An 8483-nucleotide genomic window follows, 5' to 3' on the forward strand; every position below is an offset into this window, starting at 1 on the left:
CCGCGCCCCTCCTACTTGGCACCCGCGGCCGTGAGCGGCCAGTGGGCGGAGTCGGGGCGAGGCGCCGGGCTGTGGTCGCTGTCGATGTCGTAGGCACTGTGGGCGGTCAGCAGCTCCCCGAGCCGGGCGAGCGTGTCCACCGCGTCCACGTGCGCCTCACCGCAGGTGAAGCAGTCGCGCTTGAAGTACAGGGCGCCGCTGTCTGCCATCGCGTCCGGGTCGCTGTCCTCCGAGCGGAAGACCAGCGCCGCGAGCGTCGGGCCGTCGGAGGTCAGGACCACGGTCGCTTCCGCGATGCCGTCCGGGCCGTCCCCCGGCTCCGTGACGTGCCAACCGAGCTGTTCGGCCGGCCCGCGCCCGAAGAGGTCCACGGCCTTCCAATGGGCCGCGTCGCGCACGTAGGTGCGGCGGCGCGAGCGGGCCGCGTCGCGCTCTGCGCGCTCGCGGTGCTGCGTGTCCACGAACGTGGCGAGCGCGAGCCCCACCAGGGCTTCGGCCGCTTCGTTGTGGGTGGCAAGGGTGTCCATGCAGGTGTCTCCTGTCTGCGATGTCGGGCGGTGTTCTCCGACTCCCCTAACTATGCCTCACTGTGAGGCAAAGTGCTAGGGGGTCGTCACCACCACTTGGACTCGGCGCGCTTCTTCGCCTTCGCCATGGCCTTGTCCGTGATCTTCTTCTTCCGCAGGGCCTCTTCCGCCGCGTGCTCCGCGGCCACCCGCTCCTCCGCGTCCTTGAAGATCCGTTCCACGGCCCTGTCCGCCTTCGACGTCGACTTGCCGCGGACGACCTTCACGCAGCCGCGCCCCGTGTGGAAGACCACCCGGGCCTGTTCACCCGCGGTCAGCCCCGACATGTCACCGCTGCGGATCGCCCTCAGCCGCGCCTCAGCGCTCATGATCGGCATGTTCGTTCCCTTCGTCGTGGATACCGGACTGTCCGGCTCCCCTCACCGCCCGGGGCGGCCGTCGTGGGCCGGCCGGGCGGATCGGGCAACCGTCAGTCGCGCTCCGCGTCGGTCGTCTCCGTGAACTCCCAGCCGGCCCAGTCCGCGATCCGCTCAGACGCCTCCCAGCAGGCGTCTTCGATCGCGCGGCGCCCGCCATCGGTGGTGCGGAGCATCCGGGCGGACGTGGCCAGGTGGACGGCGAGCACTCCGAGAAGGGCGACCGCGAGCACGGTCACGCTGCTGGTGAGCGGCATCCCCTGGTCGCTCAGGAGAAGGAGGAAGCCGACGCCCACGACGACTTCCGCGACCAGGGGCGCGCGGGAGACGAGATAGAAGGCGGGGAGGGCGATCAGGTCTCGAAGCATCGTCAGCGCCCCCCGGCCGCGGTCGCGGGCGCGGTGTCACCGGTCGACGTCTCCGGCCGGGCGATCACGGGGCGGGCGATGTCGCGGTGTTCGAGCGTCGCGGGCATCTGAGCGCCGGCGAGGATCTGAGCGACCCGGATCGCGATTGCGGCGCTGCGGTGGCGACCGCCCACGCAGCCGATCGCGATGGTGATGGGGGCGGGGGTCGGGCCGGCGCGGTAGCTGAAGACCGTGTGGACGATGCAGTCCACCAGTGCGGCCACGCCGGGGGTGTTCATCACGGTGGCGAAGACGTCCGGGGACTCCGCGGTCTGGTGGCGCAGGGCGGGGTCCACGTGCGGGTCACGGAAGTGGGCGCGGACGTCGTAGACCGCGGTGGCCTCCGGGGCGGGGGCGTGGCCGTACCCGAACGACGTGATGGTTACGGGCTGTTGGGTGTGGTCGGTCATGTGGGGTTCCTCCGGGGTGTCCGGTGTGGGGCTGTGGTTCGGAGTGGGCGCGCGAAGGGGGATCGGGTTCGGCCCGTCTTCTCCGGCTCCCGCAACCAACTATGCCTCACTGTGAGGCAAAGTGGAAGAGGGTGGGGGAAGTCGGGGGCGAGCGGGGGTGATTGATCGGCGGTCGGGCTCGGGGTCGTCGCCCCGCGGGCCGGACTGTCCGGCTCCCCTCACCGCCCGGGACGGCCGTCGCGGGCCGGCCGGGCGGATCGGGCAACCGTCAGTCAGCGGCGCTTAACGATGGCGGTGGCGGTCGCGGTGGCCTTGCTCAGCAGCCCGCGGGACACCGCGGTGGCGGTGACCGTGACCGCCTCCCCCGCGCCCTTCTTGGGGCGGGAGAGCATGACCACGCCGACCAGGACCGCGATCCCGAGCACGACGAAGAAGAGTTGCCGCAGGGCCTCCGCGAAGGCGAGCACGGCCGGGACGGCGAGCGCGAGCCCCCACGCCCCGAGCGCGACGCTTCCGGCGGTTACCGGCATGAGAATGGCGGCCGAAACGACCCACCGCGGAACGGGCTCGCGGCGGACCGGGGAAAGGCTCGCAGCGTGCTGCGCGAATGCGTCCACGTCCACCAGGATTTCCCGCCCGTCCGGGGTCCAGACCGTGACCACGTTCAGGTTCTGACGTGCGGCGTATTCGGCCGGAACGACCGCGGAGGGGACGACGACTTCAGCGCGGGGCATTTGGTCGAAGACGTCCGCGGGGATGTTCTTCGCGAGTGCGCCGGGGGTTCGGTTCGGGTCGAAGTTGTTCACGATGCCGCGCCTTCCTTGATTGTCCGGGCGCCCGCTCGCGGGCGGTTAAGGTGCCATTCCTTCAGCGCTTCCGGCATCCATGACGGGGAGTTTCCGCGGCGGAATTCGCCGGGAATGGAGTCACGCTGTCGGGCCTTTTTGAAGGCTTCCAGTTCCATTCCGAGGAATTCGGCTCCGCCTTTCAGTCCGGAAATGGGCTCCGGCTCGGGCTCGGGGGCCGGCTCGGGAACGGCGCGGAGGGTCGGACGGTCGATTCCGTCACTGCCCGCGACGAACGCGGCGTGCCCGTTACGCCCCGTATTGTCCGGGGACTGTCCCGGGACGAAACTCGGCATCGACCCAGGCAGGGACGTTCCCGGCTTGTTCAGGGACGTTCGGGGGGACGTCGGCGCGGATTCGAGCAGTTCACGGCCGTTCAATGCGAATTCGCGCGCCTCTTCGGGGGTCATGTAGACCATCTGAATGGTGCGCTGGTCGTCTCCCACCATGACGATGGCGCGGCCGGGGTGACGGGACGACTTCGGGCGCGGGTAAGTGCCCACCAGCATGTTCCACGCGGCCGGGGAGAACCGGGCGAGAACCTTCATGCCGTACTGGTCGCGCGCCTCCGAGCCGCCCGCGGCACGGGCGTTCATCTGCTGGAAGACCGAAACGACGTGCATTCGCGCCTGTCGGCCCTGATTCAGAATGAACGCAAGGTCATTCATGATCGGGGGCGTGCGGGGGTCGGACTTCTCGCGAATGGAGTTCCACCACTCCTGAACCAGCCGGGTGAAACTGTTCATCTCTTCGATGACGAGAACGCGCCGCGGGAATACCGCCTTTTCGTTCTCGTCAAGTTCCTCGTAACGCCGCTCCATTTCGGCGCGGAATTCCTGAACCTGCCGGACCCATGCTTCGGCGGTCTTGTGGATGAACACTCCGGGGACGCCCCGGAAAGCATTCTGAGAAATGCGCTTGGGGTCGCAAATGTCGATCTGCTCCACCCCGCCGTCCTTGCCCGTGTGCCGGGCGAGCTGTGCGATCACGAAGCGCAGGAACGTGGACTTGCCGGCGCCCGTACCCATGCTCAGCGCCCAGTGCGGCGCTTCCTGGTCGAAGTCGCCCCGGACTGCCTCACCGCGGGTGCCGAGACCCACCAGCGGACGGGCCTCCGGCGACTTCAGGGCCTCCGCGAGCACGTCCGCGAACGCGACGTACTTCGGGGGGGCCGGCGGGTGCTTCAGGGTCACGCAGAACCGGCCCCAGTCCCATTCCGCTTCCCACTCGCCGGGGATGCGGCGCTCCATGAGTGCGGTGATCTCGGCGCGCTGCATGTCGCTCCCGCGGAAGTCGCGCGGGACTCGAAGCGTCACCTTGGCGTTCTCCGCGTCCAGCGCGTACGGGACTCGCAGCCAATCGCGGATGCTCTCGCCCTTCGGGACGTCCAGCAGATCCGCAACGGTCATCCACAGCGGGACCACCAGGTCCCGGAAGTGGCGGCGGCGGTCGCGCGTCCGGTGTCCGACGTAGCCGGCGGGTCCGCCGACCATGACGGCCGCGAGCACGGTCAGGACCGGGCTCACGTTCCAGCCGACCACCAGGGCGACCGCGGTCAGCAGAACCGCGCGGCGGACCCACTGCGGGACGATGCGCACCCAGTGAAGGCGGCGGGTCCGCGGGTAGATCCAGCGGTACGGCATCCAGCGCGGGGGCTCCGCGGGGATCGACTCAGCGTGACGGCGAAGGATCTTGTTTCGGTTCTTGATCGCGACCCATGCGGCCACGCCGAAGGCGGCGGCGGTCAGGCTCATGCGGACCGCCCCCACACCGTGGCGCCGGCGTCGATCTGCTGCCGGAGGATCTGGCCCACCGCGCCTTTGCCGCCGCCCACACCGACCGACAGCGCGAAGTGCGCGAGCGTCGGACCGTTGGGGGCCGCGTCGGGGGCCGTGGGGATCGTGTCGGGAGTCGTCGGGGTGGTGTCGGGCTCGGTGGGGAGCGGCGTTCCGCCGCCGCTGCGCGCGTGTGAGAACGTGGGCATTGCCTCAGACCCTCTCGTCAGTGGGGATGAGTCGCGGGGGGCGGTCGGGGACCAGCCGGCCGCCCCTGCTTCGTCAGTGGTTGTCGCTGTCGCTTCGGCGCCGGGCGCCGCTGTGGGGCTGTGGTTAGGACGTCGGTACCGGGTCGACTCCCGTCGCGGGGAGTTGGGCCGGTACGGGGCCGCTCTCGATCTTGGGCGTCCGCTTCGCGATGTCGTAGGCGTAAGAGCGGTCCACCTTCATGCCGCGGGCTCCGAGCCAGTCCAGCGCCGCGGGGACGTCGCCGGACGATGCCGAGAGCGCGAGCCGGACCGCGTCCGCCTTGCTGATCCCCTCCGGGAGCCCGTTCAGGTCTTCCACCTCCTTGACCTGCTGCGCCTGCCACACCCGGGCCAACGCCTCTTCGGGGCGGGTGAGCCCGTAGCGGACGGACAGGGACCACGCCGCGAAGGTCTCGCGGGGGTAGCGCAGCCACCGCACCGCGCGGAAGCGGGCCAAGGGGCGCTCAACTGCACCGATGCGCCGGAGCATGGTCCGCCGGATCTGCCGCAGCACCACGTCAAAGAGCCACCAGGACAGCACCGACATGGCGCCGAAGTAGAGCGCCGCCGCGGTCGACCCGTTCGGGGCGTTCTCCGCGTGGTACCAGTTCGCCCCCGCGGAGCCGGTGACCAGGAAGAAGGTCAGCAGCCGGGGGCCGGCCGCGGAGTCGTGCGCGACGACCGCCCGCAGTGCGAGGAAGCCGCAGAGCATCGCGGCCACGTCCAGCGAGACCGGAACGCCGTACGACCACGGGTCCTTCAGGTGCAGGACGTCCGTCGCGAAGCCCACCAGACCGTTCCACGACATGGCCGCGGCGATGCCCACGACCACCAGCAGCAGCGCGTACCCGGTGAGCGTGATCCGCTTCGCCTGTCGCTCCGCCTTCTCCTCCGGGGTCCGCCCCGGCTTCGGCTCGGGGGCGCCCTGCGTCTTCGTCGGCGCGTCCTCCGACCGCCGACCGAAGAGGCCACGACCACCCGACCGGCCCCCCGCTGCGCCCCCTTCGACCCCACTCGGGTCCACGGGCGTGGTGTTCGTCATGTTCGCCATGCCTTCCGTCCCTTCCTCTTCGCCGTTCATTGCTTGCCTTCCAGCTCGCTGCGTCTGCATGTGCGCACATGCGCATGGTGCGGGCGCTATGCGCATGTACTCACCTGCGCACGCCCCGGAGGGGCACCCGACAGGCAGCCTACGACCACCCGACAGCCACCCCACGTAGTGCGGGGTAGCGGTGCGGTGTCGCTCTGTGAGTGTCCCCCTTCCTGCTAAGCAAGTCAACTAGTGCTTAGCACTTGGGGACATACGTAGCTCTTGGTAACCTGCGATACATGACCGAACGACAGAAGCGGCCGGCATACCGCGACGCGGCGGACCGGCTCCGCGATGCCATCGAACGGGGGGACTACGCCCCGGGTGCACAGCTCCCGACCGACAGCGCAATGGCCGAAGCCTTCGAGACGAACCGGAGCAGCATCGGACAAGCCGTCCGACTACTGATCAGCGAAGGTCTGGCCGTACGGCGCGGGCGCTCCACTTACGTGGCCCGCATCGTCCACAAGATCCTCCGCGACACGACCGCCCGGTACGTCCGTGCACGCAGGGAGGAAGGCGCCGCCCGCGGAGCCTTCGCAGCCGAGATCAACCGACTCGGCATGACCCCCGCTTCGCAGGTGACTGTCTCGCGTGTCCTCCCGCCCGCCCACGTGGCGGAGCTGCTGGGGGTGGAGCCCGGCGTTTCCGCCGTCGTCTCCCGCGCCCGGCGGATGCTCGCGGATGACACGCCGGTCCAGATCGCGACGTCATACCTCCCCGTCGACATCGCCGGCGGTACTCAGCTCGAAGAAGAGGACACGGGCCCGGGGGGTACGAAGTCGCGTCTTGCGGATCTTGGGTATGCGCAAGCACAGATCACGGAAACGATCGACGTGCGAAGCCCGGACCCCGAGGAAGCCGCAGCGCTGGACTTGACCGAAGACCAGCGCGTCTACGAGGTGACGCACACCGCGCGCACCGAAGAGGGGCGGGCCGTGGAAGTGGCTGTCCACGTCATGCCGACCCACCTTTGGACGCTGAAGTACACGTGGGATCTCGGCTCCACCAACTGACAACGATCATGAAGGGAACGACTCACCCCATGGCACAGAACACGATCGACGCAAACGGGCAGATCCTCCGGGACGCCCGCAGCCGGTACCGCACCGCCCACCGCGAAGAGAGCGGAGCCCACGGCGCCTACGAGAGCGAGACGAAGCGCGCCGGCGGAACACCGCGCGCCGAAGTCGACGTCCGCCGCGAGCCCGCGCCTGCCTCCGCCGCTGCGCACTTCGGGCCGGAGGCGGGGGACGTGGTGGTCCGCGCGCGGCGCATGTACGACGGAAACAGGCTGGTCCAGCTCGCGGACACGTGGGTTCCGGTGGACGTGGCCGAAGCCGCGGGCATCGACCAGGTGGACACGGGCGTGGGCGGGATCATCTCGCGTATGGCCGAAGCCGGCTTCCGACAGGTGGAAGTGATCGAAGACGTTCAGCAGCGGGAGGCCACCGCCGCGGAGGCGGACGCCTTCGGGGTCGACGCCGGCTCTCTGCTACTGGAGATCACCCACGTGGGGTACACCGACGCGGGGCGGGCGGTGGAAGTCACCCGCCACACCTTGGGCCCCGGCTGGACCCTGCGCTACTCCGTACCGCTGGACTAATCCGCACATGCGCACCTGCGCACGCTGTGAACAGCAATGACGAAGGCCCGACCGGGGAGACCGGTCGGGCCTTCGCCATGCGGCGCCGCGCCTACTTCGCCTCACACCGGGGGCAGAAGGTGTAGAGGTGCGCGTGCTCACTGGCCAGCACTTCCCCCCGGGTGCGGTACTCGTTCGGCTTGTCGTTCGGGGTGCAGTAGGCGGGACGAATCCCCTTGTTGCAGCGGGCTCGGTACTGGTCGCCACGCTCCGGGTCGGCGCCCACCCGGACGAACCGGTGAAGGTTGCTGAAGTTGGAGTGCGTGCCGCGCCACTCCCGCGGCGCCTCCGTGTCGGTCGGCTCCGGAGCGTCGACCAGCGTCATGCGCACGTCCCGGCCGTCCGCGTATTCGATGTGGTGTTGCGTGCGACCGGAGGACATCCGCCGAACGCTGCGCTCACGGGAGACCCGACCCATCATCGCGTCGTTCACTTCGGCAAGACCTTCCTTGACGCTCACGTGGGTGGTGACGCCGTTCTCGATCCGCTCGAACACCTTGCCCATGACTTCCCTGCTTTCTCTCGTTCCCGACTGCTGAAACCAACTATGCCTCACCGTGAGGCAAAGTGCAAGGGGGACGTATGCGCAGGTGAGCACATGCATACGGCATCCGTCCGGGTTGTCTCGCGTCTGCGCACATGCTCATGTGCGCACGCTCTACCCTGGTCACATGGCATTTACAGTGGCGGTCGTCGTTCTCAAAGGTGGAGCGGGAAAGACCATGACCGCGTTGGCTCTCGCGGAGGCTGCGGCGGAGGCTGAAGCCGCGGCCACCCTGGTGGACTCCGACCCGATGGGCGGAGCAGTACGGCAAGCGGCGCTTGCCGAGGAAACGGGACGTCCCATGCGGGCCACCGTGATGGGGCTCGCGGCCGTCGACCTCCCCAAGCGCATGGGGTCGATCACTCCCGGCGCGGACTTCGTGGTGATCGACGGACCCCCACCCGGCGCGCTGAAGATCGCGAAGGCGGTCATGGAGTCCGCAGACGTGGTACTCATGCCGTGCCCCGCTCGCCCCGGGGATCTCGATCGAGTTCCCGCCACGCTCCAACTCGCCCAGGACGTGGGCGTACCCGTCTTCGGCGCCTTCAACTTCTACAAGAGGAACACCAACAACGC

General features: G+C 69.3%; 12 protein-coding genes (1 of these 12 only partly in view). 3 read left to right on the forward strand and 9 right to left on the reverse strand.

Features of this window, described 5'->3' with window-relative positions; genetic code table 11:
* Nucleotides 1–11 precede the first annotated feature (11 nt).
* From OG392_RS37375 to OG392_RS37410, 8 genes are all read right to left on the reverse strand, one after another.
* Nucleotides 12–527 carry a hypothetical protein gene (locus OG392_RS37375; RefSeq protein ID WP_329287772.1) on the reverse strand — a complete coding sequence of 172 codons (516 nt, stop codon included), beginning with the start codon at nucleotides 525–527 and terminating at the stop codon, nucleotides 12–14.
* 86 nt (nucleotides 528–613) lie between these two features.
* On the reverse strand, nucleotides 614–895 hold the full coding sequence (locus tag OG392_RS37380) for a hypothetical protein (RefSeq protein WP_329287774.1): 282 nt from the start codon (nucleotides 893–895) through the stop codon (nucleotides 614–616).
* A 101-nt stretch (nucleotides 896–996) separates the two neighbouring features.
* The gene (locus OG392_RS37385; RefSeq protein WP_329287775.1) at nucleotides 997–1311 is read right to left on the reverse strand and encodes a hypothetical protein; all 315 of its coding nucleotides are present in this window, start codon (nucleotides 1309–1311) and stop codon (nucleotides 997–999) included.
* Nucleotides 1312–1313: 2 nt separating this feature from the next.
* Complete coding sequence (locus tag OG392_RS37390; protein ID WP_329287777.1) at nucleotides 1314–1760, reverse strand: RapZ C-terminal domain-containing protein; 447 nt, start codon at nucleotides 1758–1760, stop codon at nucleotides 1314–1316.
* 272 nt (nucleotides 1761–2032) lie between these two features.
* A complete protein-coding gene (locus tag OG392_RS37395) occupies nucleotides 2033–2566 on the reverse strand; it encodes a hypothetical protein (RefSeq protein WP_329287779.1) in 534 nt (177 codons plus the stop codon).
* On the reverse strand, nucleotides 2563–4359 hold the full coding sequence (locus OG392_RS37400; RefSeq protein WP_329287781.1) for a hypothetical protein: 1797 nt from the start codon (nucleotides 4357–4359) through the stop codon (nucleotides 2563–2565). Before OG392_RS37400 ends, OG392_RS37395 begins: the two co-directional genes overlap by 4 nt.
* Complete coding sequence (locus tag OG392_RS37405; RefSeq protein WP_329287783.1) at nucleotides 4356–4589, reverse strand: hypothetical protein; 234 nt, start codon at nucleotides 4587–4589, stop codon at nucleotides 4356–4358. The genes OG392_RS37400 and OG392_RS37405 overlap by 4 nt, the downstream gene beginning before the upstream one ends.
* 124 nt (nucleotides 4590–4713) lie before the next feature.
* Nucleotides 4714–5679, reverse strand: coding sequence for a DUF2637 domain-containing protein (locus OG392_RS37410; RefSeq protein WP_329287787.1), 966 nt, complete (start codon nucleotides 5677–5679; stop codon nucleotides 4714–4716).
* 278 nt (nucleotides 5680–5957) lie between these two features.
* Here OG392_RS37410 and OG392_RS37415 point away from each other — a divergent pair, with 278 nt between their 5' ends.
* Together OG392_RS37415 and OG392_RS37420 are read left to right on the forward strand one after the other, a co-directional pair.
* Nucleotides 5958–6734: a GntR family transcriptional regulator gene (locus OG392_RS37415; RefSeq protein WP_329287789.1), complete on the forward strand. Its 777-nt coding sequence runs from the start codon at nucleotides 5958–5960 to the stop codon at nucleotides 6732–6734.
* 29 nt (nucleotides 6735–6763) lie between these two features.
* Complete coding sequence (locus OG392_RS37420) at nucleotides 6764–7324, forward strand: UTRA domain-containing protein (protein ID WP_329287791.1); 561 nt, start codon at nucleotides 6764–6766, stop codon at nucleotides 7322–7324.
* A 91-nt stretch (nucleotides 7325–7415) separates the two neighbouring features.
* On the opposite strand, the gene OG392_RS37425 is transcribed toward OG392_RS37420, so the two are convergent.
* Entirely contained in the window at nucleotides 7416–7868 is a 453-nt protein-coding gene (locus OG392_RS37425; protein ID WP_329287793.1) for a hypothetical protein, read from the reverse strand.
* Between the two features lie 166 nt (nucleotides 7869–8034).
* On the opposite strand from OG392_RS37425, the gene OG392_RS37430 reads away from it, so the two are divergent.
* Nucleotides 8035–8483: the 5' portion of a nucleotide-binding protein gene (locus OG392_RS37430; RefSeq protein ID WP_329287794.1), read on the forward strand. Its footprint extends 166 nt past the window's final position; only the first 449 of its 615 coding nucleotides appear in the window; the start codon lies at nucleotides 8035–8037; the stop codon falls past the right edge of the window.

It is taken from the genome of Streptomyces sp. NBC_00691 (assembly GCF_036226665.1).
In the GTDB taxonomy this organism is placed as follows: Bacteria; Actinomycetota; Actinomycetes; order Streptomycetales; family Streptomycetaceae; genus Streptomyces.